The 22,996-nt window shown below is 53.8% G+C and carries 18 protein-coding genes and 4 pseudogenes; 20 read left to right on the forward strand and 2 right to left on the reverse strand.

What is annotated here, in order from left to right:
• From Q427_RS16535 to Q427_RS29085, 17 genes are all read left to right on the forward strand, one after another.
• Nucleotides 1–2,025: polysaccharide biosynthesis tyrosine autokinase (locus Q427_RS16535; protein ID WP_043515947.1), on the forward strand; the 2,025-nt coding region annotated here is incomplete at its 5' end.
• Between the two features lie 46 nt (nt 2,026–2,071).
• Complete coding sequence (locus Q427_RS16540; protein WP_043515949.1) at nt 2,072–3,874, forward strand: ABC transporter ATP-binding protein; 1,803 nt, start codon at nt 2,072–2,074, stop codon at nt 3,872–3,874.
• 264 nt (nt 3,875–4,138) lie between these two features.
• Nucleotides 4,139–4,822 carry a class I SAM-dependent methyltransferase gene (locus Q427_RS29080; RefSeq protein WP_051496457.1) on the forward strand — a complete coding sequence of 228 codons (684 nt, stop codon included), beginning with the start codon at nt 4,139–4,141 and terminating at the stop codon, nt 4,820–4,822.
• A 38-nt stretch (nt 4,823–4,860) separates the two neighbouring features.
• On the forward strand, nt 4,861–5,859 hold the full coding sequence (pseB, locus tag Q427_RS16550; protein ID WP_043515952.1) for a UDP-N-acetylglucosamine 4,6-dehydratase (inverting): 999 nt from the start codon (nt 4,861–4,863) through the stop codon (nt 5,857–5,859).
• Entirely contained in the window at nt 5,859–7,022 is a 1,164-nt protein-coding gene (pseC, locus tag Q427_RS16555) for a UDP-4-amino-4,6-dideoxy-N-acetyl-beta-L-altrosamine transaminase (protein WP_043515956.1), read from the forward strand. The genes pseB and pseC overlap by 1 nt, the downstream gene beginning before the upstream one ends.
• On the forward strand, nt 7,019–7,720 hold the full coding sequence (gene pseF / locus Q427_RS16560; protein WP_043515959.1) for a pseudaminic acid cytidylyltransferase: 702 nt from the start codon (nt 7,019–7,021) through the stop codon (nt 7,718–7,720). The genes pseC and pseF overlap by 4 nt, the downstream gene beginning before the upstream one ends.
• A gap of 310 nt (nt 7,721–8,030) precedes the next feature.
• Nucleotides 8,031–8,651, forward strand: a complete 621-nt coding sequence (locus Q427_RS16565; protein ID WP_043515961.1) for a pseudaminic acid biosynthesis-associated methylase — start codon at nt 8,031–8,033, stop codon at nt 8,649–8,651.
• A 154-nt stretch (nt 8,652–8,805) separates the two neighbouring features.
• Nucleotides 8,806–9,876 (forward strand): UDP-2,4-diacetamido-2,4,6-trideoxy-beta-L-altropyranose hydrolase, encoded by a 1,071-nt coding sequence (pseG, locus tag Q427_RS30325; RefSeq protein WP_081786049.1) that lies wholly within the window; start codon nt 8,806–8,808, stop codon nt 9,874–9,876.
• 94 nt (nt 9,877–9,970) lie between these two features.
• A complete protein-coding gene (locus Q427_RS30330; RefSeq protein ID WP_155833597.1) occupies nt 9,971–11,131 on the forward strand; it encodes an ATP-grasp domain-containing protein in 1,161 nt (386 codons plus the stop codon).
• Nucleotides 11,121–12,179 carry a pseudaminic acid synthase gene (gene pseI, locus Q427_RS16575; protein ID WP_043515976.1) on the forward strand — a complete coding sequence of 353 codons (1,059 nt, stop codon included), beginning with the start codon at nt 11,121–11,123 and terminating at the stop codon, nt 12,177–12,179. Before Q427_RS30330 ends, pseI begins: the two co-directional genes overlap by 11 nt.
• Before the next feature lie 202 nt (nt 12,180–12,381).
• Complete coding sequence (locus Q427_RS16580; protein WP_155833598.1) at nt 12,382–13,398, forward strand: NAD-dependent 4,6-dehydratase LegB; 1,017 nt, start codon at nt 12,382–12,384, stop codon at nt 13,396–13,398.
• A gap of 31 nt (nt 13,399–13,429) precedes the next feature.
• Entirely contained in the window at nt 13,430–14,056 is a 627-nt protein-coding gene (locus Q427_RS16585; protein ID WP_043515964.1) for a NeuD/PglB/VioB family sugar acetyltransferase, read from the forward strand.
• Nucleotides 14,053–14,961 (forward strand): N-acetylneuraminate synthase, encoded by a 909-nt coding sequence (neuB, locus tag Q427_RS16590; RefSeq protein ID WP_269321263.1) that lies wholly within the window; start codon nt 14,053–14,055, stop codon nt 14,959–14,961. The genes Q427_RS16585 and neuB overlap by 4 nt, the downstream gene beginning before the upstream one ends.
• The gene (locus Q427_RS36990) at nt 14,913–15,071 is read left to right on the forward strand and encodes an SAF domain-containing protein (protein WP_442905510.1); all 159 of its coding nucleotides are present in this window, start codon (nt 14,913–14,915) and stop codon (nt 15,069–15,071) included. Before neuB ends, Q427_RS36990 begins: the two co-directional genes overlap by 49 nt.
• Complete coding sequence (gene neuC, locus Q427_RS16595; RefSeq protein WP_043515967.1) at nt 15,068–16,264, forward strand: UDP-N-acetylglucosamine 2-epimerase; 1,197 nt, start codon at nt 15,068–15,070, stop codon at nt 16,262–16,264. Before Q427_RS36990 ends, neuC begins: the two co-directional genes overlap by 4 nt.
• Nucleotides 16,265–16,277: 13 nt before the next feature.
• Nucleotides 16,278–16,757: a CBS domain-containing protein gene (locus Q427_RS16600; RefSeq protein ID WP_051496458.1), complete on the forward strand. Its 480-nt coding sequence runs from the start codon at nt 16,278–16,280 to the stop codon at nt 16,755–16,757.
• A complete protein-coding gene (locus tag Q427_RS29085; protein WP_051496459.1) occupies nt 16,754–16,969 on the forward strand; it encodes a hypothetical protein in 216 nt (71 codons plus the stop codon). The genes Q427_RS16600 and Q427_RS29085 overlap by 4 nt, the downstream gene beginning before the upstream one ends.
• Here the strand turns inward: Q427_RS29085 and Q427_RS16605 are convergent.
• Nucleotides 16,945–18,197: pseudogene (locus Q427_RS16605) on the reverse strand (IS256 family transposase). The gene Q427_RS29085 and the pseudogene Q427_RS16605 overlap by 25 nt on opposite strands.
• Before the next feature lie 103 nt (nt 18,198–18,300).
• Between Q427_RS16605 and Q427_RS30335 the strand changes: the two are divergent.
• The 3 genes and pseudogenes from Q427_RS30335 to Q427_RS16625 form a co-directional block, all read left to right on the forward strand.
• Nucleotides 18,301–19,206: pseudogene (locus Q427_RS30335) on the forward strand (IS630 family transposase); the annotation flags it as partial.
• 376 nt (nt 19,207–19,582) lie between these two features.
• Nucleotides 19,583–20,095: pseudogene (locus Q427_RS16620) on the forward strand (IS1634 family transposase); the annotation flags it as partial.
• Between the two features lie 157 nt (nt 20,096–20,252).
• Nucleotides 20,253–22,073, forward strand: a complete 1,821-nt coding sequence (locus tag Q427_RS16625; protein WP_051496461.1) for an ABC transporter ATP-binding protein — start codon at nt 20,253–20,255, stop codon at nt 22,071–22,073.
• A gap of 760 nt (nt 22,074–22,833) precedes the next feature.
• On the opposite strand, the pseudogene Q427_RS31440 reads toward Q427_RS16625, so the two are convergent.
• Nucleotides 22,834–22,996: pseudogene (locus Q427_RS31440) on the reverse strand (IS256 family transposase); the annotation flags it as partial.

A 22,996-nucleotide genomic window follows, 5' to 3' on the forward strand; every position in this document is an offset into this window, starting at 1 on the left:
AATACCTCGGCAGAGATCCAGATTCTCCAGTCACGCATGGTGCTTGGCCATGCTGTCGATCGACTGGGCCAGGAGAACATTATCCGCCCGGTGACGATGCCYATCATTGGTGACTATGTGGTGCGTCAGGGCATCCAGCGCCCGGACTTTCCCATTATGCTGCCGTATATCAGTGACTATGTGTTGAGCAGCGGAATTCCTCAGCCCTCCTTCATGCAGCGACAACCCTATGTATGGGGCGGTGAAAACCTCGAAGTAGCGCGCTTTGTCCTGGCAGAGCACCGGCGCAGCCATGTCGTGGTCGTCGAGCGCGATAGCGAGGAGCGCTACCGCGTGATGCTCAATGAGCAGCACATTGGCGATGGCCATATCGGACAGCTTCACACTTTCCTCGATGGCGAAATGGAACTGCTCATCGACGAGTTCAATGCCGCGCCAGGCGCTCAATTCCGTTTGGCGAAGCGCAATCGCAATGGAGATATCCGTTCACTGGGCGGCAGGCTGCAGATTGCCGAAGTAGGTGGGGGACGTGGCTCATCAACCGGGGTGCTGCGCCTCTCCATGACAGGCCCTGATACCCAGGAGATCGTGCGCTCCCTGGATGCAGTAGCGGATACGTTCTTGACTCAGAATGTCGAGCGTCAGTCGGCCCAAGCCGAGCAGAGCCTGGTATTTCTGGAAGAGCAAACACCGGAACTGCGCCACCAGTTGACCACAGCTGAAGAGCGACTCAACCGCTACAGGGCGGAGTTGGATAGCGTCGATCTATCCAGCGAGGCGCAGGCGGCCGTCCAGCGCTATATCGACATTGAGCGCCGGATCAATGAGTTGGAGTTCCAGGAAGCTGAACTGGCTCAGCGCTATACGACAAGCCACCCGAGCTATCAAACGTTGCTTAGGCAAAAGCGCCATCTGCAGGCGGAAAAAACGCAGCTAAATAACCGGGTCAATGAACTGCCGACGGCTCAACAGGAGGTGCTTCGCCTGACGCGGGATGTCGAGGTGACACAGGCGATCTATGTCAATGTACTCAATAAGGTGCAGGAGCTTCAGGTCGCCAAGGCAGGCACCATCGGCAATGTCCGTATCATCGACCGGGCCGAAATCAGGGGTATGGTAGCCCCTCAGCAATCGCGGATTACGGTGCTAGCCACGCTACTAGGCGCAACCCTGGCAGTTGGACTAGTGCTGTTGCGGGCCCTGTTCAAGCGCGGTGTAGAAACGCCCGACCAGATCGAATCGGCGGGTATGCCCGTCTATGCCACGATTCCACTATCGAACCAGCAGCAGCGCCTGGCACGTCGGGTCAAGCGCTGGAAGAACAAGCGTAACACGGGGCAGGATATCGTGGTTGGCGTGCTGGCTGAGCGTGACCCGACAGATAGTGCCGTGGAAGCAATTCGAGGCCTGCGTACCAGTCTGCACTTCGCCATGCTCGAGGGGCGTAACCACCGCTTGATGATCTCCGGCCCCAGCCCGGGCGTCGGTAAAAGTTTCGTTTCCATCAACCTGGCGGCCGTTGCCGCACAGGCCGGTATGAGGGTACTGCTCATCGACGCGGACCTGCGCAAGGGGCAAAACCATCATGCCTTTCGCTTGCGCAGCGAGCAGGGGCTCGCCGACTATCTGGCCAAGCAACTGGAACTGGACGATATAATTAAAGAAACCAGCATCGATAACCTGTCACTGATCACCCGAGGCATGGTACCCCCTAACCCTTCGGAGCTTCTCATGCAACCCCGCTTTACCGAAGCCTTGGTACAGCTCGACAAGCGCTATGATTTGATCATCCTCGACACGCCACCTGTGCTGGCTGTGACAGACGCCAGCGTTGTCGGTAAGCACTGCGAAACCTCACTGCTTGTCGCACGCTTCGAGAAAAATCCGATTCGTGAGATACAAGCGGCAAAGCGGCGTTTGGAAAATAATGGATTCGACGTGCAAGGTGTCATTCTCAATGCAATCGAGCGTAAAGCGGCGACAGCATCCAGCCATTATGGATACTGTTATTATAATTATCGGTGAGAATTATGGCTGATCTTTATTGTCGTATATTTGGTGTAGTACAATAATGTTATCAAGTCTGAAAGACCTGTTTGGCCTGCTTGCCAAAGAGCAGCGAAAACGATTATTTCGTTTGCAGGTTTTGGTCGTGTTGATGGCTTTCTCTGAAGTCGCCAGTGTGGTGGCCCTAGGCCCCTTTATGGCATTGGTGGGGGATGTTAGTCGCCTGGAAGGCGATGGGGTTTTGGCTTATATGTATCAGATAAGTGGCTTCACTGAATCGTCTGATTTCTTGTTTTGGCTAGGTGTTTCTGTGTTGTTAGTGCTGGGTTTCTCTACCTGTATCTCGATGTTTACCGTTTGGCGACTTTCTCTTTATGGTCAACAATTAGGTGCTGAGTTAAGCATTCGGCTTTACAGATATTATATGCAGCAGCCATGGTTATTTCATTCCGCCGGGAGCAGTTCTCAGCTGACCAGTAAAATTTCTCAAGAGTGCCGTCGTGTAACTGCCAGCATCATTGCTCCCCTGATGCAAATGAATGCCAAGGTCATGATGACTTTGTTTATGGTAATGGCGGTTTTCATGTTTAATCCAATAGTAGCCGCAGTGGGTGTGGGGGTGTTTTTAATCTCATATCTGCTGCTGTATCGAACCGTGAGGCGTAAGCTGATTTCAAATGGAAAAGCCATATCACGGACTCAGCAAGATCTTTTTACATTGATGGCGGAAGGTTTTGGTGGCATTAAGGATGTCTTGTTGTTGGGCCGGCAAGAAATATTCAATGAGCGCTTTGAAAAATCCAGCAGGCGCCTTGGTCGCGCAAACGGGACCACCAATGCATTATCACAAGTGCCGCGCTATGCGATGGAGATGGTAGCCTTCGGAGCTATTATTTTCCTAGTTCTCTTCCTCCTAGCAGCCCACCAAAGTAACTTGGGCACCATTTTGCCTATCTTGTCCGTCTATGCCCTAGCCGGTTTCAAGTTACTGCCAGCCTTCCAGCAAATCTACACAAGTGTGTCGACCATTCGTAGCAACTTGGCTGCATTCGATGCCATTCGCGATGATCTCTATGCCAGTCGCCATGTAGGGCAGGAAGTACTACCGTCTGTCGAGCAGGTGGGCTGTCTCGTGCCTGAGCTGGCGGTGGAGCTGCGTGATGTGCTATTTCACTACCCAGGCAAGAGCGAGCCAGCGCTCAATGGCCTTTCACTGACGATACCGGCAAGCCAGGTCATCGGCTTGGTGGGTGCCTCGGGTTCTGGCAAGAGCACCGCCATTGATATGCTGCTGGGTTTGATCGAACCGGACAAGGGTCAGCTGCTGATTGATGGTAAGCCGTTGGCGGAGGAACAGAAGCGTGCGTGGCAGAACAGCTTGGGCTTTGTGCCGCAATCCATCTTTCTGGCCGACGCCAGCATTCGTGAAAACATTGCGTTTGGCCTGCCACCTGAAAAAATAAATGAACAACGTGTTGAGCGGGCTGCTGGCATGGCGCACCTAGATGAGCTTCTCGCTCAACTACCTAAGGGTTTGGATACCCGTGTGGGCGAGAGAGGTATCCAGCTATCAGGTGGACAGCGCCAGCGTATTGGCATTGCCCGCGCACTCTATGATGACGCAAAGGTGCTAGTGCTGGATGAAGCCACCAGTGCGCTGGATGGCATTACTGAACGCTTGGTGATGGACGCCATTCATGACTTTTCTGGCAAGAAAACCATCATCATGATCGCCCATCGTTTGGCTACGGTAAAGCAATGCGACAATATCTATTTGATGGCTAATGGCCAAGTGATTGACCAAGGTAAATATGACGAACTGTTTGAGAGGAATTTGACCTTTAAGCGTATGGCTGAGCATGCTTAAAAATGAATTTCTTTCCTTTTTTCATCAGGGGATTGTTGTCAAGGGATATGGTCGGATGTTGTGTATGGAAGGCAGAAAGGAAGGGTGGCGTATCCTGCTGATTGATCTCGCCAGATCACAACCAGCAAAGGGCAGCCTGAGTGGCCAACCACAGCATTTTACATTACCTCTGGGTGCCTTAGTCCAATAGGCATTTATCCGCCATGCTCCCACGGCGAATAAATTCTGAATAGTTAGGCATCTAAACATTCAGGAGGGATGCGGATGAACTATCTTGAGAAGAACAAAGCGTATTGGGAAAAGGGCTACACTGCCGTCAATGTTGATCATTTTGTCTTTCGATTTTATGGAAGAATCCTAAAGCCGCAGTTCGGGTTGGGGGGGGGCTGGGAGCGGCTCGTTGATTTCGGTTGTGGGCAAGGGGCGGCCGTGAATTACTTCCGAAAAATGGGATTCAATGCTCGCGGCGTAGACATCAGCGAAACGGATATTTGTGCCGCAAAGATAAGGTACCCACATATCGCGCAGAATTTTTTACTTTGTGACCCTTCACCAAAGGCAAATGACATCTACGGGTTTTCCGATGATGTCGAAGTCATTACCGCGTTCCAGTCGCTCTACTACTTCTCTGACGAAGATTTCCAAGATTGTATGGACAAGTTGTACCGGTCTATGCGTTCTGGCGGCGTATTTTTCGCCACGATGATGGGGGAGGGATCTCGAGAATTCTTCGATAACTCAACAGAATACAAAGGCGGATTACGCGTCGTAAACTTTAGGAACGATCGCCTAGAGGTTAAAGACCACTGTATATCCTTCATAAAAGATGAGGATCAATTGAAGCGGAAGTTCAAGATGTTTAAGCCGGTCCATATCGGCTACTACAGTGAGAAGTTTCGTAGCGACGAAGGCGGCGGATACCACTTCACTTTTTGTGGGGTCAAGTGAGTTGTGTCATTGTCAATCAATAATAAGAGATTGATTTTATGTTTACAGACGCCTCAATCCTGGTGACCGGCGGAACAGGGTCTTTCGGCCAAGCTTTTGTTCCGATACTGCTCAAGAAATACAAGCCTAATCGAGTGATCGTTTTCTCACGAGACGAGATGAAACAGTGGGAGATGGCCAAGAAGTTTGAGGGTGATGCTAGGGTGCGATTCTTTATCGGCGATATACGTGATCGCGATCGAGTCTATCGGGCATTGGATGGCGTCGACTACGTGGTGCATGCAGCTGCGTCCAAGATTGTTCCCACCGCCGAATACAACCCCTTTGAGTGCGTCAAGACCAACGTCATCGGCGCCATGAACCTTGTCGATGCCTGCATCGACAAGGGAGTCAAGAAAGTAGTCGCTCTGTCGACTGACAAGGCCAGTTGTCCAATCAACCTCTATGGTGCCACTAAGCTGACCTCCGACAAGTTATTCGTTGCCGCTAACTCTTATGCAGGGGGGCATAACACCCGCTTTTCAGTGGTGCGCTACGGCAATGTGATGTGCTCTCGCGGTTCGGTGATACCGTTCTTCATGTCGATCAAGGAAAATGGTGCATTGCCGATAACCGACGAGCGCATGACCCGCTTCATGATCTCACTTGAGCAAGGCGTGAAACTCGTATGGCAGACTTTCGAAGATATGGAGGGAGGCGAGATTTATGTTAAAAAAATTCCCTCAATGAAGATTGTCGACTTGGCGCGTGTGATCGCTCCCGCAGCGAAGCAAGAGATGGTGGGAATCCGTCCCGGCGAAAAATTGCACGAACAGATGATCAGCGCAGAGGATGCCCACTACACCTATGAGTACCCTGAGTACTTCAAAATCCTGCCGGCAATCAATAAGTGGGATACAGATGTCAATCGAATCAAGGATGGCAAGAAGGTGCCGGAGGGCTTCGTATACTCCAGCGACAACAATGCCGAGTGGATGAGCGACACCGAGCTCAGCGCCTGGATCGACGCCAACTGGGACAAGATCGGAGCCATCTAATGATTCCCTATGGCCGGCAGGACATACAGCCCCAGGATATCGAGGCGGTGCTGGAGGTGTTGCAGTCGGACTTCCTGACCCAGGGGCCGGCGGTGCCGCGCTTCGAGCAGGCAGTGGCTGATAAGGTCGGAGCGCGCCATGCGCTGGCGGTGAACAGTGCCACCTCGGCCCTGCATATCGCCTGTCTGGCCTTGGGCCTGGGGGATGGCGACTGGCTGTGGACCTCGCCCATCACCTTCGTCGCCTCCGCCAACTGCGGCTTGTATTGTGGTGCCAAGGTTGATTTCGTGGATATCGATCCGCGTACCTATAACCTCTGCCCGGAGGCCCTGGTAACCAAGCTGGATCAGGCCGAGCAGGACGGTCGGCTACCCAAGGTGGTGGTGGCCGTCCATCTGTGTGGCCAACCCTGTGACATGCAGGCGATCCATGCACTCGCGCAGCGCTATGGGTTTCGCATCATCGAGGATGCATCCCACGCCATCGGCGGCCAGTATCAGGGCGAATACATTGGAAACGGGCGCTATAGCGATATCACCGTGTTCAGTTTCCACCCGGTAAAGATCATCACCACCGCCGAAGGCGGTATGGCGTTGACTCAGGATGATCAACTGGCTCAGCGGATGAACCTGCTGCGCAGCCACGGTGTCACCCGCGACCCTGCGTTGATGACCCATGAGGCCGATGGCCCCTGGTACTATCAGCAGGTCGAGCTGGGCTTCAACTACCGCATGACTGAGCTGCAGGCCGCCCTGGGCGTCAGCCAGCTCGGGCGCCTGGACGACTACGTGGCCCGGCGCAACGAGATTGCCATCCGCTATGATGACCGGCTGGCCACGTTGCCAGTGACGAGGCCCTGGCAGCATCCCGACAGCGTCTCAGGCCGCCACCTTTACGTTATCCGTTTGCAGCGTGACCGGATCAACGTCACCCACTGCCAGGTGTTCGAGGCGCTGCGCGAGCACGGCATCGGCGTGAACGTGCACTACATTCCGGTGCACAGCCAGCCGCACTACCAGGCCATGGGGTTTCAGGTTGGCGATTTTCCCGAGGCGGAACGCTACTACGCCGAGGCCATTAGTCTGCCGATGTACCCCACTCTAAGCGAGACGCAGCAAGATGAAGTCGTCAAAGCTGTGAAGCACGCCATGGAGAAAATATGAACGTAGCGATTATCCCCGCTCGGGGTGGTAGCAAACGCATTCCACACAAGAATATCAAGCTCTTCTGTGGCAAGCCGATAATCGCCTGGTCGATTGAGGCGGCGCGGGCAAGCGGCTGCTTTGACCGGATCATGGTCTCCACCGATGATCGCGAAATCGCAGACGTAGCAAGGGAGGAGGGAGCAGAGGTGCCGTTTATGCGCCCGGCCGAGTTGTCGAATGATCATACAGGTACCATGCCGGTTATTGCCCATGCGGTGCAATGGTTGCGAGACCAAGGTAGTCTTCCGGATCAGGTTTGCTGCCTGCATGCCACAGCACCGTTCGTCCAGCCCGGAGACCTTTGCCGGGGCCGGCGTGCTTTGCTGGACACTGGTGCCGACTTCGCTTTCTCTGTGACGAATTACGTTTTTCCCATCCAGCGCGCCATCCGAATCACTCCTGAGGGTAGGGTAAGTATGTTCCAGCCCGAGTATTTCGCCACCCGCTCACAGGATCTCGAAGACGCCTGGCATGATGCCGGCCAGTTCTACTGGGGACGTGCCGATGCCTGGTGCGAGGGAGCTATACTATTCTCTGACGCTGCTGTGCCCGTGTTTCTACCTACTTACCGTGTCCAAGATATCGATACTCTAGAAGACTGGCAGCGTGCTGAGTGGTTGTTTCGTGCCATGCAGGCGGAAATTTCTAGTAAATGATTAATTAAAAATAGTCAAGAAAATGATGCGTCCAATGTAAAGGGTTGATATCTGACCAGGCTTCTATCGAAACCGCTATTGCTGAGGATGCTAGTTGCAATCAGTCTATAAAATTGTAAGTAGGTGTTTTTCTCTAAAATGAATATACTTATAAGGTTCGTAACCTTTTATTTGTCGGTAATTTTTGCACTAGAACCATTTCACCTTCCTGGAAACATTTAAAGGGAATAGCTCTAATTTTCTTCGCTCAGCTTCACTCGCGGCGTATTAGCCGAGCGCTCTATATAAAAAATCAGCCAGGGGAACTAATATGACACATACCACAGAGCAGGAGGTTTTCTGGGAAGGCGACTTCGGAAACGAATACATCGATAGAAACAGGGGGGCGGGTTTAGTTGCTTCCAAAACGGCCTTCTTTAGCAAAGCCCTCGCCCGCACAGAGAAAGTGCAAGATATTTTAGAACTCGGTTCAAATATTGGCCTGAACTTGGTGGCGCTCCGTTACTTGCTTCCCACCGCCAAGCTATCGGCGGTTGAGATAAACGAGAAAGCAGCCTCGGAGTTGCAGTCTAACATTCCAGGCGTTGACTTATATGTAAGCTCAATCCTTGAGTTTCAACCAAGTGTAACTTGGGATCTAGTGTTCACCAAAGGCGTTCTGATCCACATCAACCCTGAAAAGTTGCCAATCGTTTATGAACTCATGCACCGAGCTTCTTCACGCTATCTGCTTGTTTCCGAATGCTATAATCCAAAACCAACGGAGGTTAATTACCGGGGCCACACAGGAAAGTTCTTTAAACGGGATTTTGCCGGGGAAATCCTCGATAAATTTTCTGACTTGTCTTTGATCGACTATGGTTTCGTTTATCATCGCGATCCCGGTTTTCCACTGAATGACAGTACTTGGTTCCTGATGGAGAAGCAGTAACAAGAAAATTGTGATCTTGCCCATTACAATGGACACCCCATTAAGACGGTAAACTGAGGACAAGGTGATCCATGGCAATGCAAGCAGCTCCGAAGAATAAGGCTCGTATCGCTATGCTCCTGAGTGGAGTCCTGACTAATGTCATGGATAAATAATGTACGTATTATTCCGTGTTGACTCTTCGAGTGAAATTGGACTTGGCCATATGATGCGTTGTTTGGCTTTAGCAGAGCAGTTAGTGCTTAAAGGAGCACAAGTGTTTTTTGTTTGTTGTTCTCATGCCGGTAGTGCTCACCACCTTGTCATAGATAATGGGTATAAAGCTTTTATTCTTCCTGGTAAGGAGATTGCCACGAAAACCATAATCCACAAGAGCTGGATTTTGTACTCCGAAGAACAAGATGCTAATTATGTTTTGAGTATTATAAAGGAATTAAATATAGATGTTGTTGTGGTTGATCATTATTCGCTATCAGCTTCTTGGGAAAGGATGATTAGTCCTTTTACAAAAAAGCTTGTCGTGATTGACGACTTGGCTAATAGAAGGCACGATTGTGATATATTGATTGATCAGTCAATGGTTAATGACAAGGAAGACTATAAAAGCCTTGTTTTGAGAGAGTTTGACTTTATTGGTGGTGATAATGTAATACTACGTTCAGAGTTTATGCATGCCAAATCTTGGGATGTGGAAAGGAAAGGGTCTGTATGTATATCTATGGGTGGAAGTGACCCTTTTTATATAACAGGGAGTGTTCTCAATATTGTATGTAATTTCTTTGAAAAAAATCAAGTTGATAAAGGCGTCAAGGTAATCATTGGCTCTGCATGTGATGATGATTTAGAGAGTGCTCTATATGGGATTGCCTATTCCACAAGTGTCCATGTTAATATTTTAAGATCGCCGTCAAGAATTTCTGACATACTGTTAGAGTCAGAGTTTTCAATACTTTCTTGTGGCACTATGGTTTTAGAATCCTGTTCGCTGGGTGTTCCTACTATCGGGATATCTATAGTCGATGATCAAATATCTACAGCTAAATACCTAGCTAAAAGAAAGGCCATTTTGCATCTTGAGGCAGGCGATATTGAGATGTTCTTAAACAAGTTCCTTGAAATTTTAATAAGTTGTGAAAATAAAAGAGCAAGTCTTTCTGCTAACGCTCTAAGTACCGTTGATCGATTTGGGTCAGTAAACATTGCAAGAAAAGTGTTATCTTATTGAGTAATAAGTGTAGCCTTTCTAAGTCTGGTAGAGAATTAGAAATGACGTGACGTAAAAAGTTCGTTCTGCTGCTTATGTATAATGCAGAAAGTGAGTGGTAATTAACTTGGGCGCATGGGGGCAGCATATGAACGATTGTGTTTTTATTTTAGGTGGTAGCCCGCTCCAGAAATCTCTTCTCGATGTTGTGAACAGCAGGTATACAAGTGTTGTTGTGGATGGGGATTCTCATTGCGCTTTAGCATCTAAGTGTGGCTCTTTTATAAACATAGATTTTTCAAACGTAAGTTTGCTCGAGAGTTACGCAAAAGATTATCGCCCAAAATTAATAGTGACTGCTGCGAGTGAGGTGGGAAATCTTGCTGCTGCACAGGTCTGTAATAATATGGGCATTCCCTATAATTCATTCAAGACAGTTCATGATGCTATAAATAAATATGCAATGAAGGAGCGCTTGACAAGATGTGGGGTGAATACGCCGGAATTGTTAGGTATATATCAAGACAAGAAGTTGAATATTTCAAAAGCCTTGAGGTACCCGATTATAGTTAAGCCTTCTCAAAGCTCAGCTGGACGCGGCGTGCGTATGATATATTCAGAGTTGGAGCTGCATAAATCATTGTCTGACGCATCCATGCTATCTAAAGATGGTGCTGCTTTAATTGAGGAGTATGTAGAGGGAGCTCAGTATAGTGTTGAAACTATATCATCAAATGGAAAACATGTGATTGTAGGTGTTGCTCGAGAGTATTTTGGCTCTAAACCTTTTTTTGCGGAAACACACGTTATATTCCCCGCACAACTTAGTCTTAATAAAAGGGATGAGGTTTATTGTGCGGTATATAAAACTCTTGATTCTTTTGGAGTCTTTGTTGGAGCATGTCATGTGGAAATTCGCGTTGCAGAGGATGGCCAGGTATATATCATTGAGCTGGCTACCAGAATGGGTGGATGGCGACATGAATTAATTGCCCATGCTTTTGGAGCTGATTACTCTAATATGATGTTGAAAGCTTACGAAGGACTTGACGTAAGCTCGGAAAATGAGAAAAATTCCTACGCTGTTTTAAAGCACTTGTATAGTGATTCGGATATTGACCTGTATGATAAGTTAATTAAAGATAAGAGGTTTTTTGTCTCAGATGTTACTTGGTTAAAAGATTCTATTCAGGATAAGCAGAGCTCATTGATGGATTCAGCTGGATATTTTTTTATTGAGTCATCTAGGTATGAGGATATATGTCATGTTGCTTAATATTAAAATAGATGGGAGGTTTATCGGAAGGGAGTGCTCCCCTTATATAATTGCTGAAATGTCTGCTAATCACAATGGCAAGCTTGAGAATGCACTTCGAATCATTGAGGAAGCCAAGAAGGCCGGCGCCGATGCCGTCAAATTGCAGACATACCGGCCCGACACCATCACTCTCGACTGCGATCGGGAAGAGTTCCGCATCAAGGGCGGCTTGTGGGATGGCCGTACTCTATTCGAACTTTACGAAGTAGCCCACACGCCTTGGGAATGGCATCAACCGCTGTTCGAACATGCACGTAAGATCGGCATCACTACTTTCAGTTCGCCGTTCGACACCACTGCCGTCGACCTGCTCGAGGAGCTGGGCGCCCCAGCCTACAAAATTGCCTCGTTCGAGGCCATCGACCTGCCACTGATCGAATACGTCGCCCGGACCGGCAAGCCGATGATCATCTCCACCGGCATGGCCGACGCCGAGGAGATCCAGGAAGCGATCGATGCCGCCCGCGGCGCCGGCTGTGAGCAACTGGCCATCCTGCACTGCGTCAGCGGTTACCCGGCACCGGCGGAAGACTACAACCTGCGCACCATCCCCGATATGATCGAGCGTTTCGGCCTGGTGACGGGGCTCTCCGATCACACCATCGACAACACCACGGCCATCACCAGCGTGGCGCTGGGTGCCAGCCTGATCGAAAAGCACTTCACACTCGACCGCAATGGCGGTGGCCCGGATGACAGCTTTTCGCTGGAGCCGCGAGACCTGGCTGCACTTTGCCGCGACGCTAAAACCGCCTGGCAGGCACTCGGCAAGGTGGACTATGGTATGAAGTCCAGCGAGCAGGGCAATGTCCAGTTCCGCCGCTCGCTGTACTTCGTCAAGGACCTGAAGGCGGGTGCTATCATCACCGAAGACGCAGTGAAGAGTGTGAGGCCGGGGCATGGAATGCCCGCAAAATATCTTAAAAAACTGATTGGAATGAGAATAAAATCAGATGTATATGAAAATAGTCCTGTTATGGAAAATGTAATTCAAGGATGGCTTTAAATCCTTGCTGCCTGGTTTCCTAGAGTTAGTCATTAATTGCCAGCGTCTTGGTAAGTTAAGAATCACCGAACGCATCATCATGGAGGCCCATAATTTTTCCAGACTCAAGACTATCGTACTGGTTGCCCACTGTCTGGCGACCGTAAAACCATGTGATGACATCTATCTGATCAGCTAGGGATGGCGCAAAACTCTTGAGGAAATGGTCTTGGAATTGACGAACAAGCGGATTCTGGTAACCGGTGCAGATGGCTTCATTGGCTCGCATCTAGTGGAGTGTTTAGTTCGGCAGGGACATGCGGTTCGAGCTTTCGTAATGTACAACGCATTCAATAGCTGGGGATGGCTGGACCGCTGCGACGCCACGACTCGGGAAGCCATCGAGGTTTTCGCTGGGGATGTGCGTGATCCCTACGGCGTCAAGCAGGCGATGCAGGGATGCGATGTGGTGTTCCACTTGGCGGCGCTGATCGCGATTCCGTACTCCTACCATTCACCGGAAACGTATGTCGATACCAACATCAAGGGCACGCTCAACATCCTGCAGGCGGCAAGGGAGCTGGGCATCGAACGGGTGGTGCATACCTCGACCAGTGAAGTGTATGGCACGGCGATCACGGTGCCGATCGACGAATCGCATCCGCTGCAGGGGCAATCCCCCTATTCGGCGTCCAAGATCGGCGCCGATCAGCTGGCGTTGTCGTTCCATCGCTCCTTCTCGACTCCGGTTTCACTAATTCGCCCCTTCAATACCTATGGGCCACGCCAGTCGGCAAGAGCGGTGATCCCGACCATCATCACCCAGATCGCTGCCGGCACCCGTCGGCTACGACTCGGTGCGCTGTATCCGACCCGCGATTTCAGCTACGTCGACGACACGGTGGCCGGCTTCATCCGGGTCGCCGAGTGCGATGATGCCGTGGGGCAAGTCATCAATGTCGGCAGTGGCTTCGAAGTCAGCATCGGTGAAACAGCGCAATTGATTGCCGACCTGATGGGCGCGGAAGTCACCTTCGAGATCGACGAGCAGCGGCTGCGCCCGGCCAGGAGTGAGGTCGAGCGGCTCTGGGCCGACACGACCCGGGCGGAGAGCTGGCTGGGCCATGTGCCCGAATATAGCGGTATGGCGGGTCTGAGCCGGGGGCTGGAAAAGACGATCGACTGGTTCATCTGGCCGGACAACCTGTCGCACTACAAGTCCCACCAGTACAACCTCTGATGATTGACTCATCCGATCAGGATACCGACTCGTGAGTGACTTCTTCGTGCTGGGTGGTGGTGGCCATGCCCGTGTTCTCATCCATGGATTGCAGGCCCTGGGGCATACGGTACGTGGCTACACGGCACTGGAGGATGCTGGGCCGGTACGGGGCGTACCTTTTCTGGGGAGCGATGCCTCGCTGGTAGAGCTGAAACCACAATTGCCCTGCCAGGCCGCGCTGGGTATAGGCAAGGTGATTGCCGAGTCGCCTCGCAGCTGGCTGGTGGACCGTCTACTAGATCTTGGTTTCCAGTTACCTGCCCTAGTGATGCGCCAGGCGCAGGTCCATGACGATGTCACGCTCGGTGATGGAACGGTGGTGCTGGATGGGGCGATCGTCGTCACCGGTAGCCGCCTGGGGCGTGTATGCATCGTCAACACCAATGCAACAATCGATCACGATTGCATGCTCGGTGACGACGTGCATGTGGCACCAGGAGCGACCCTTAGCGGTGGTGTCGAGGTAGGAGATCGCTGCATGATCGGCACCGGGGCCAGTCTCATACACGGAGTGCGGGTCTGCGCCAACTGCTTGATCGGTGCCGGTGCCACTGTGGTTCACGATATCGACACGCCGGGCACTTATATCGGCACCCCTGCCAGGAGAATCGCATGATAGAGCCGTCCGCCACCTTCGTGATCGCCGAGGCTGGCGTCAATCACAACGGTTCGCTGGAGATGGCCATAGAACTGGTTGATGCCGCCAAACGTTGCGGGGCTGATGCCGTCAAGTTTCAGACTTTCAAGGCTGATACTCTGGTGACCAAGCACGCGGCCAAGGCAGCCTACCAGTGCGAAGCTGTACTGGACTCTAATGGCCAATATGGCATGCTGAAGGCACTGGAGCTAACTGACGATGACTTCATGAGACTCAATGCCCATTGCAATCAGCATGGCATTGAGTTTCTCTCCAGTGCCTTCGATGTGGAAAGCGCCATTTTTCTCAATGGCCTCGGCATGCGGCTATTCAAGATTCCATCGGGAGAGATTACCAATTGGCCGCTATTGGACAGCATCGGTGCATTCGGCAAGCCGGTAATTCTGTCGACCGGGATGTGTTATTTGGCAGACGTAGAGGTGGCATTGCAACGGCTTGAAATGGCCGGCGCTGGCGAGATAACGGTACTACATTGCGTGACCGAATATCCGGCACCATATTCTCAGGTGAACCTGTCGGCCATGCGCACACTTGCCGATGCCTTCGGTGTGAAGGTGGGGTATTCCGACCACACCGCGGGCACCGAGATCTCCATCGCTGCGGTGGCAATGGGCGCCGCCATCATTGAAAAGCATTTCACTCTCGATACCCGGCTACCGGGACCAGACCACGCCGCCTCCCTGGCCCCCGACGACTTCCAGCGCATGGTGACGGCCATCCGGCATGTTGAAAGTGCCCGCGGCAATGGGCGCAAGCGGCCTGCCCCCTGCGAGCGGCCCAACCTTGATGTGGTGCGTAAGAGCATCACAGTCCAATGCCCCATCTCCGAGGGCGAAGTTATCACCCTTGGCCATTTAGCCTGAAGCGACCTGGGTCCGGTCTATCGCCGAGTTTGCTCAACGCCGTGATCGGTCGCCGGGCCGCCCGGGCGATCGACGTCGATGAGCTCCTCGACTGGGAAGACCTGACATGAAGGTACGTCGTATCTGGGTATTATCGACGACCCGCGCGGATTACGGCCTGCTTTATTGGCTACTGCGAGAGATTGATGAGGACCCTGAACTGGAGTTGATGTTGGCGGTGAGTGGTACTCATCTGTCCCCCGAGTTCGGCTATACGGTTGTCGAGATTGAGCGTGACGGCTTCCGCATCCACCGTCGCCTGGAGGTACTGTTGTCCTCAGACAGCCGCACGGCGATGACCAAGGCCATGGGCCTGGCCATGCTGGCCTATGGAGACGCCCTGGCCGAAGATCGTCCCGACCTGGTGGTGCTGTTGGGAGACCGATTCGAGATCGTGCCGGCTGCGCTCGCTGCGGTGGTACATGGCATTCCTCTCGTTCATCTGCACGGTGGAGAGACCAGCCGGGGCGCCCTGGACGAATATTTCCGGCATGCCGTCACCAAGCTCGCCAATATCCATTTTCCTACCACCGCCCCCTATCGTCGGCGCATCCTGCAGATGGGCGAGGCGCCTGAGCGGGTCTTCAACTACGGTGCTCCGGGGCTGGATCATCTTCATCGCAGTGAGCCGTTCAGTCGCGAGGCGTTGGTCGAGATCCTGGGCATGCCACTTGACCGTCCCACGGCTATCGTTACTTATCATCCGGTGACCAGTGAGCCTCATTTCGGCTTGCGCTCCCAGGTCGCTGAGTTGCTGGAAGCGCTCGAGAACTACGAAAACTTGCAGGTCGTCTTCTCCAAGGCCAATGCTGACACACAGGGACGTGCCATCAATGCGCACCTGGGTCAGTGGTGTGCCGCCCACCCCGAGCGCAGCCGGCTGTTCGCCAACCTGGGGCAGCGTGTCTTCCATGGTTGCCTGCGACACCTCGACCTGATGATTGGAAACTCCTCGAGCGGACTGGTCGAAGCGCCGTCATTTCGATTGCCCGTATTGAATGTGGGATCGCGCCAGGAAGGCCGCCTCGCAGCAGGCAACGTTATCTCGGTGAGCAATAGCGCCACGGTAATCCGTCACGGCATCGAGCGGGCCTTGAGCCCGGAATTCCGTGCGCAACTTGCCGATCTTCACAACCCCTACGATAGGTTTGGCGACGGTGGGACCTCACGACGCATCAAGGACACCCTGAAGGCCATTCCTCTCACGGTGGGGTTGGTGAAAAAGGGGTTCATCGATTTAACTTTTGCAGTCGGGAACGACTGAGAGGGGGAGTCCGATGTTTGAGTCACTCTTGATCGACGATCAGAGAAAGGTTCTGGAAGCGTTGCATCAGTTAGAGGAAACCAGGTGCAAGATCCTCTATGTGACCACCGGGGATAGCCGGTTGTACGGCTCTCTGACGGACGGTGACGTGCGCCGCTGGATCCTCGGAGGAGGCGATCTGGACGGGTTGGTCGGTGAGGTCTGCAACCGCATCCCCTATTCCACCACGGCCGGTTATAACTTCTTAGACGTCAAAAGCGTCATGGCCACACACAAGATCACTTCGGTGCCCGTACTGGATGATGCCGGTCGTATTATCGATGTGCTGTTCTGGGATAGCCTGTTCCAGCAGGGTGAGGAGAGTCGAAAGAGGATGTCGCTGAACCTGCCGGTCGTGGTCATGGCCGGTGGCAAGGGCACCCGGCTCGCCCCCTTCACCAGCGTGCTGCCCAAGCCACTCATCCGGTCGGGGAGAAGACGGCGATCGAGGTGATTATCGACTCCTTCGTCGAATGCGGTGTCGACGATTTCTATATCTCGGTAAATTACAAGTCGAAACTGATCCAGGCCTACTTCGAGGAACTTGCACCGTCTTACCGCCTTAACTACGTCTACGAGGAAAAACCTCTGGGCACTGGCGGTGGTCTTCACGAGTTATCGTCAAATCTGGTGGATGGCGGTCAGGCCGCGTTCCTGTCTGATTGATCGGTTACCTGCTCTCCGTCCTCGAACTTGACGTTGTTTACGACCAGCTCCAGCTTCTGGAAGTGCTTGAGGCGTCTCCAGCGTTTCTGGGCGGCCTGGAGCAGTTTGAATACCATCGCCAGGGTCGTCGCCCGGGAGCCGCAGTTCCGGCTGCGCTTTGTTCTCAGACGGACCGTGGCGAAGGTCGACTCGATCGGGTTGGTGGTGCGGATGTGCACCCAGTGCTCTGCCGGGTAGTCGTAGAACGCCAGCAGCTCTTCCCGATCCTTGGCCAGGCACTCCATCGCCTTGGGGTACTTGGCCTCGAAGCGTTTCAGGGTGCGATCGAAAGCCTTGTGCGCTCCGTCGCGGGTTTCGGCCATCCAGATGTCATGGAGGTCGGCCTTTACCTTGGGCTGCACGGACTTCGGCAGCTTGTTCAGTACGTTAGCAGTTTTATGAACCCAGCAGCGCTGATGATCGGTCTCCGGATAGATCTTGCCCAGGGCCGCCCAGAACCCCATGGCACCATCGCCCACCGCCAGTTTGGGGGCCTGGGTCAGGCCGCGCTCTCGCAGGCCTGTCAGCAAGGTCTCCCAGCTGTCTGCCGACTCGCGGAAGCCGTCTTCGACGGCCACCAGTTCTTTGCGGCCCTGCTCGGTGACCCCGATGATTACCAGCAGGCATAGGCGGTCATCCATGCGCACGTTGCTGTACACACCATCGGCCCACCAGTAGACGTAGCGCCGATCTGCCAGGTCCCGCTGCCGCCACTCGGTATGCTCGTCTTCCCACTGCTTCTTGAGCCGTGACACCGTGTTGGCCGACAGCCCCTTGGCCTGGTCGCCCAGCAGCGCCGCCAGGGCCTCCTGGTAGTCGCCGGTGGAGACCCCCTTCAAGTAGAGCCAGGGGATCAGTTCTTCGATGCTGCGGGCCCGCTTCAGGTAGGGTGGCAGCAGGCTACTGTTGAAGCGGGTGCCACCGCCGCTGCGGTCACGCACCTTGGGCACCTGTACGCTGACATCCCCGATCCCGGTCTGGACCGTGCGCTCGGGCAGGTAGCCGTTGCGAACCACGGCCTGGCGGCCATCGTCGAGCCGCTGATCGACATACTGCGACAGGAAGGTGGCTAGCTCAGCCTCGACGGCCTTGGCGATCAGGTCACGGGCGCTTGGCGCAGCAGCTCGTGCAGCGGGTCAGCGGCCTGGGGTTCTGGTTGTGAAAGAGCCCGGAGGGTAGAATCGGTCATGGCGTATCCACTCTGTTGATTGAGATCTTGGTCGTGATCAATCAACAGGATACGCCACCTTTTCTACCTCCTCCCGTACACCAGAAGTCACCATAGCTCGAACACCGTCGGGAAATGGCGCAAACGGTACATCGAATTCGGTATCGAGGGCTTGCATGACGAGCTGAGAAGTGGACGTCCCCGGTCGTATGAGGATGAGCAGGTAGCCGAGGTCATCAATCGGGCGCTCCAGACGGAACCGCCCGATGGTACGCATTGGAGCGTACGCACCATGGCCGAGGAAACGGGCGTGTCCAAAAGCACCGTCCAGCGTTGGTTCAATCTCTTTGGCGTCCAGCCGCACCGTCAACGCCACTTCAAGCTCTCCACCGACCCCTTCTTCGTCGAAAAAGTGCGCGACATCGTCGGGCTGTACCTCAATCCGCCGGACCACGCTATGGTCTTGTGCGTCGATGAGAAGTCCCAAGTACAGGCACTGGACCGTACCCAACCGGTGCTGCCCATGGGACTGGGCTATGTCGAGGGTGTCACCCATGATTACGTCCGACATGGCACCACCACGCTGTTTGCCGCCCTGGACATCGCGAGCGGAGAGGTCATCACACAATGCAAGAAACGCCATCGACATCAGGAATTCCTCGCGTTCTTACGTCATATTGATGCGAACGTGCCCGACGATCTCGATATACATCTCATCGTCGACAACTACGCCACCCACAAGCACGCCAAGGTTAAAGCATGGCTCGCCAAGCGACCGCGCTACCACATTCACTACACCCCGACCTACGCGTCATGGCTTAATCAAGTCGAGCGTTGGTTCGGCATCATCACCGAGAAGGCCATCCGCCGCGGCTCGTTTTCCAGTGTTAAGGACCTCGTGAACAAGATCGAATACTTCGCCGACCACTACAACGAGCACGCTTCACCATTTATCTGGACAGCTACTGCCGACTCCATTCTCGAAAAGGTCAAGCGAATTAGCTCGCTTATTTCTGGGACGGCACACTAGCTTGACACCGTGAACATGGAAGACCGACTTGGCAATATCGAAACCAACGCGTGAAATGGTCATGGGAAGCGCTCCTTAGCCGTGGGCAGGGCAGTGGCCCTCTCACCTCACAGTGTGGCGCAACGTTGCCGGAGGTAAGGTGGGGATGACTCCATTCCATTGGTTCTGTGAGGACCTGAGGGGGCAGTTCCCTCGGGCTACTCGACCCTAAACGGATTGAGAGGTGATCAACGTGCGTTACTCCCCGGAACGTAAGGAAGCCATCCTTCAGAAGATGGCACCGCCCATGAGCTTGACCATCCCGGAACTCGCCGAGCAGGAAGGCATCTCGGCGGCAACCCTCTACAATTGCGGAAACAGGCCAGAGTACGAGGACAGGTTCTACAAGGCCGTCACTGACGCTCACCTCAGCCATATTCTCAAGGTTGATCTGACCGCCGAGACGTTCAACTACGTGTTGGATCGGCGAGCGCTCGACCGAGCCAGGATGTTGGATGGCAAGCTGCTGCTGGTCACCAACATGGCCTCTCACGAGCCACCGCAGATCGTGGAGCGTTACCGGATTCTGGCTGAAGTCGAACGCGGCTTCCGGGTGCTGAAGAGCGACATCGAGATCGCGCCGGTCTACCACCGGCTACCGGATCACATCCGAGCGCATGCACTGATCTGCTTCCTCGCACTGGTGCTTTACCGGGTGCTGAGGGTGCGACTGAAGGCCAGCGATCATCCGCTGTCGCCGACGCGGGCGTTGGAAATTGTCCGCAAGATCCAATTCCATCAGATCACGCTTCACCGTCGTGAGACGGCGAGCGGCCTGACCAAATTGAAGCCTGAACAATACGATCTCTTCGAGGCCATCGGCTTGCCGGCACCTACCGCATCACGCTAGTAGTGCCAATTTTGAAAACGTGTTTTCAGATAAAGCAGTGGATTATGCTTTTATCTATCGAACTCGGGTGCCCCAGAACTGGCAGCACAACGCTTGATCACTTGCAAGCGGTGTTCGCCGTTCGCTTACAAATGACCCTCCTATTATGCGAGCACTTATGATCCAGGCCGATAAGGTACTTGCACCGCTGCTGACCCTGCGTCGTATTGTACCGCTGCTATGGTTAAGCAGTCGCAAGTGGACGCTGTTGAGCACCCTGTTGATGGCATTGGAGGTGGCCTTCGGTTTGGCCGTACTATTCTTGCTCAAGCAGCTGGTGGATGTGGTCACCGAGCTGCTCGGCGGTGATACGGTCGCCCAAGGCGTGGGGCCGGTATTGCGGTACGTGGCCCTGACCGGGGGCTGTACGCTGGCCTTTCTTGCCGCCCGCGCCATGTCCAGCTTGGCGAGGGAAGCTCAGGGGCTTCTGGTGGCCGACCATATCGACCGGGAAATCCACGCCCGAGCGGTGTGCGCCGATCTGGCATTCTACGAAAGCCCACGCTACTACGATACGCTACAACGGGCCCGCCAAACAGGCAACCAGCGCCCGGTCCAGGTCGTCGGCAACCTGATGATGCTGATCAAAAATAGCCTGATGCTTGCGGCGATCGTGGTGCTGATTATCACCATCAACTGGCTATTGCTACCGGTATTGCTGATTGCCATCGTGCCGGCGCTACTGGTCCGGATTCACTTCACCCGCTGCCTTTATGACTGGCAGCGCCAGCGCACCCAGATGGAGCGCCGGGCCGGCTATCTTGACTGGCTGATGACCTCCGATATCCATGCCAAAGAGCTACGTCTCAATCAGCTGGGTGACTACCTGAGAAAGAGTTATTCCGATCTACGTGGCGTGATTCGCCGCGAGCGCATGCGCATTAGCCAGCGGCGGACGCGGGTCGAGCTGGCGGTGGGAAGCATCGCTACTATAGCCTTCTTCAGTGCCTTGGCGTATCTCGCTTGGCAGACATCGGAAGGGCTCAACAGCGTTGGCGACCTGGTGCTGTTTCTGCTGATCTTCCAGCGTGCCCAGTCCATGGGGCAGGAACTGGTGCAACAGATTGCCAAGCTCTACGAGGATCACCTGTACGTCGGGTTGCTATTCGAGTTTCTCGATATCCGCCCGGCAATTGCCGATCCGGAAGACCCAATGGCGGTGCCAGATCAACTGCGTGAAGGCATTCGTTTCGAGCAGGTGGGGTTTCACTACCCCGGCACCGACAAGCCAGTATTGCACAATATCGATCTGAGTATTCGCCCTGGGCAGATCGTCGCCTTGGTTGGTGCCAATGGGTCGGGCAAGACGTCGCTGATCAAGTTGCTTTGTCGGCTCTACGATCCGACATCGGGCCGGATCATCCTGGACGGTGTCGACATTCGTGAGTATGGCCTGGAGGAGTACCGACGAGTGTTCAGTGTGATCTTCCAGGACTATGGCTGTTATGCAGCCACGGTACGGGAGAATATCCGGTTCGGTGATATTCGCCAGCCCATCGATACGCCGTCGGTCGAGGAGGCGGCAGTCAAGGCCGGTGCTGATCCGTTCATTCAGGGGCTTGCGGCCGGTTACGATACCCCCTTGACCCGCATGTTCGACGATGGCCAGGAGATCAGCATCGGCCAGTGGCAGAAAGTCGCCATGGCACGCGCCTTCATCCACCGTTCCAACGTGATCATTCTCGATGAGCCGACCAGCGCCTTGGACCCGGGCGCGGAGTTCGAACTGTTCGAGAACTTCAGGGAGCGCATCGACCATCGAGCCGCCCTGGTGATCAGCCATCGTCTGTCGACCGTGCGCATGGCGGATTACATCTATGTGCTGGACCAAGGTATGATACGTGAGCAAGGAACTCACGACGAGTTAATAAGGCAACAAGGCATGTACTGCGAGTTGTTCAGCCGGCAGGCTTATCACTACCGAGGGGTCGAATGTTGACCATGGAATTTTATTGTGGATAAGCAATGGGATAGACTCCTTGTCACCCCACTCCTGCATCAATGCGCCATATTGGTGGGCTTGAGCTCTCACCAGCGTGGCAGGGTGTCCGTAAGCGGCCGGAGATCACCTGCACCGTCATCGGTGCCTGGATCGGCGGCTTGCACGCATCGTAGATCACTTGCCGCGGAAATGGCGCTCGACGGTGAACACGTCGGGCGTGTCATCCAGCTTCTCGCTGGCTTCTCATCCAGATTGACGCGCTAGAGCCCACTCACTCGACCAACTGGCGCTGTAGCTACAACACAGCCTGGTATGAGAAATCTCACACACTCTAGAGTAAATAATCCAGTATTATATTGTGTTGCTACAGTTACACTTGATTGACTAAACTTTCACTGTACTCCTCGGAGTGCGCCTGCAGGGGGAGTCTCTGTAAATTAGAGGGTGACAATATGGAAAACTCCAAAGCTGAGAGCACTCAAAAGCTCGAATGGTGCAGCCCTGAGCTCACCAAGATGAGTGTTGAGCAGACGTTGAACGGTACAAAAAACAATCCATCCGAGTGCCGAGCCGCGTTCCCATCTTCAGAAAGTGTTCCAGGCACTTGCTTGGGCAGCTGAGCAATTTACCTTACCCCGCCTTATTCATGAGGGCGCTGATTGTGCATCGTGAAGTCCCGTGTTGCCGCCACCGACCGTCAGGAGCAGCATTTGTGGCGTGAGAGTCTCGAGTTATCGTCAAATCTGGTGGATGGCGGTCAGGCCGCGTTCCTGTCTGATTGATCGGTTACCTGCTCTCCGTCCTCGAACTTGACGTTGTTTACGACCAGCTCCAGCTTCTGGAAGTGCTTGAGGCGTCTCCAGCGTTTCTGGGCGGCCTGGAGCAGTTTGAATACCATCGCCAGGGTCGTCGCCCGGGAG

The sequence above is a fragment of the Halomonas sp. BC04 genome, from assembly GCF_000568385.1.

Coding starts and splice junctions, on each gene's coding strand:
- pseG (WP_081786049.1), top strand. CDS start 8,806: ATGTACGTATTATTCCGTGTTGACTCTTCGAGTGAAATTGGACTTGGC.
- Q427_RS16580 (WP_155833598.1), top strand. CDS start 12,382: ATGGTCTTGGAATTGACGAACAAGCGGATTCTGGTAACCGGTGCAGAT.
- pseB (WP_043515952.1), top strand. CDS start 4,861: ATGTTTACAGACGCCTCAATCCTGGTGACCGGCGGAACAGGGTCTTTC.
- Q427_RS16625 (WP_051496461.1), top strand. CDS start 20,253: ATGATCCAGGCCGATAAGGTACTTGCACCGCTGCTGACCCTGCGTCGT.
- Q427_RS16565 (WP_043515961.1), top strand. CDS start 8,031: ATGACACATACCACAGAGCAGGAGGTTTTCTGGGAAGGCGACTTCGGA.
- pseI (WP_043515976.1), top strand. CDS start 11,121: ATGTTGCTTAATATTAAAATAGATGGGAGGTTTATCGGAAGGGAGTGC.
- neuC (WP_043515967.1), top strand. CDS start 15,068: ATGAAGGTACGTCGTATCTGGGTATTATCGACGACCCGCGCGGATTAC.
- Q427_RS16540 (WP_043515949.1), top strand. CDS start 2,072: ATGTTATCAAGTCTGAAAGACCTGTTTGGCCTGCTTGCCAAAGAGCAG.
- Q427_RS16600 (WP_051496458.1), top strand. CDS start 16,278: ATGTTTGAGTCACTCTTGATCGACGATCAGAGAAAGGTTCTGGAAGCG.
- pseF (WP_043515959.1), top strand. CDS start 7,019: ATGAACGTAGCGATTATCCCCGCTCGGGGTGGTAGCAAACGCATTCCA.
- neuB (WP_269321263.1), top strand. CDS start 14,053: ATGATAGAGCCGTCCGCCACCTTCGTGATCGCCGAGGCTGGCGTCAAT.
- Q427_RS29080 (WP_051496457.1), top strand. CDS start 4,139: ATGAACTATCTTGAGAAGAACAAAGCGTATTGGGAAAAGGGCTACACT.
- pseC (WP_043515956.1), top strand. CDS start 5,859: ATGATTCCCTATGGCCGGCAGGACATACAGCCCCAGGATATCGAGGCG.
- Q427_RS36990 (WP_442905510.1), top strand. CDS start 14,913: ATGCCCCATCTCCGAGGGCGAAGTTATCACCCTTGGCCATTTAGCCTG.